Source organism: Prevotella sp. (assembly GCF_036570325.1).
Classification (GTDB): domain Bacteria; phylum Bacteroidota; class Bacteroidia; order Bacteroidales; family Bacteroidaceae; genus Prevotella.
In genome coordinates, this window is the sequence record NZ_DATCYK010000036.1 from 1 (window position 1) to 1,855 (window position 1,855).

General features: G+C 51.4%; 1 protein-coding gene. It reads left to right on the forward strand.

Features of this window, described 5'->3' with window-relative positions; genetic code table 11:
- The coding region (locus VIR50_RS03075; RefSeq protein ID WP_331933679.1) for a TonB-dependent receptor domain-containing protein at positions 1-1,753 on the forward strand (1,753 nt) is incomplete at its 5' end.
- Positions 1,754-1,855 lie beyond the last annotated feature (102 nt).

Here is a 1,855-nt window from a genome sequence, read left to right on the forward strand (position 1 = left end):
GCAGAAGGACAAACTTATCAACTTCGGACCTGACATCGACGCCGCCCAAAGCTATGAGTACAGCCACATAAAGGCCCTCATCAGCCGGGCCGAAGCCTTGCAAGACAACGAGGAAAACGTGAAACGCTTTCAAACATCGCAGGCCTTTCACTTCACGCCCATGCCCCGTTTAACCTTCAAAGCTACCTTCGGACTCGACTATCGGGCCAATACCAACAAGGAAATCATTACCAACCAATATCTTATTCATACCCAAGTAAAGCCCGAAGGCACCTCAAACGCCGGTCGAGTGTTTAATCATGACCGCTCATTCTTCGGTATTACCTTCGACATTAATGGCCAACACAAGCTCTATTTGCCCACGGGCGTGAGCAATATCTTAACGGCCGGCTTCCAATACTTCAACACCCACGACCACCAAGTGGCCTATCATGGCACCAATGTGCGTGATGGGGCACGGGTAATGAGCGGCGCCGGCACCGTAACGGCTAACGAATGGTTGAGTTATCTCAACAGTTACGGCTTCTATGCGCAGGACAATATCGGCTTTCTCGACCGTTATTATCTCGACTTAGGCATGCGTATTGACTACAATACTGCCTTTGGTGACAACGTAGGTTGGCAAATCTATCCCAAGATAGGGCTGTCTTACGTCATGTCGGACGAGCCTTTCATGAAGCCGGTGGTCGATAACGGCATTGTCAATACACTGCGCCTGCTGGCCAACTACGGCGTGGCGGGCAGCTACCCTCCGGCCTTTGAGTATCAAAAAACGGTGAATGTAGGCTCTTACAAGGGCAAGCAGGCAGGCACATTCGGCAAGTATGGCAATCCCAATTTGGGCCCCGAGAAGAAACATTCCTATGAGGCGGGCCTCGAAGCATCGCTCTTCCATAACATACTTTCCTTGGGATTTACCTATTACCATGCGCTTACGAAGCACGCGATCTTCAGCGTTCCCACGCTCCCCTCTTCGGGTCAGGCGTCTAATTACTTAGCAAACGTCGGCAAAATAGAGAATACGGGCGTGGAATTGAGCGTCGGTGTGACCGCTGTTGATAATAAAGACTGGACGCTCCGTGGGCATGTGGCGCTCAATACCAACCGCAATAAGGTGCTCAGTACGGGCGGCGTGGTGCCTTTCCGCATAGGAGGCTTCTCCTCACGAACCATCGAAACGGTCGTGGAAGAGGGCAAGCCGGTGGGCTTTTTGCGAGGTGCCAAGGCCATAGCTGCCGAGGATGGCACGCTCAAAGAGGTGCTCCAATTGCAGGATTTGGGCAGTACCTTGCCCACGATGTACGGCAATTTATCGCTCAACATACGCTATAAGGCGCTCAACTTTTACCTGACGGGCGACTATCAAACGGGCGCTTACGTTCATTCTTTCGACCGCCAATTCCGCTTCCGCAAAGGTTTGAAGGACGCGGAGATACCCGAGAAACTGCTCGAAGGCAAGAAACAAGGCAAAGTTTGGCTCGATTTCACCAACTACTTTGTTGACAAGGCCGACTTCCTTAAAGTGCGCAACATTGGTTTGGACTACACTTTCAAGCTGCGCCACCTGCCCCTTAACAGCATAAACGTGGGCCTTAACGTATATAATCCCTTCACCTTCACGGGCTCGGCCGTCGATCCCGAGGCCACGCTTTCGGGCGCTTTGTCGCAAGGAGCGGTAGCCACGGGCGGTATCAACTACGCCACTTACTCGGCACCACGCCAATATATAATGAGCGTAAGGTTTGATTTCTAAAGGCCAACGCCCCATCCTTTGACGATAACAACGGGCGAAGGAGAACATCAACACCTATTTTTCAACGAATAAAACACATCATGAAACTGTCAAGATACATAT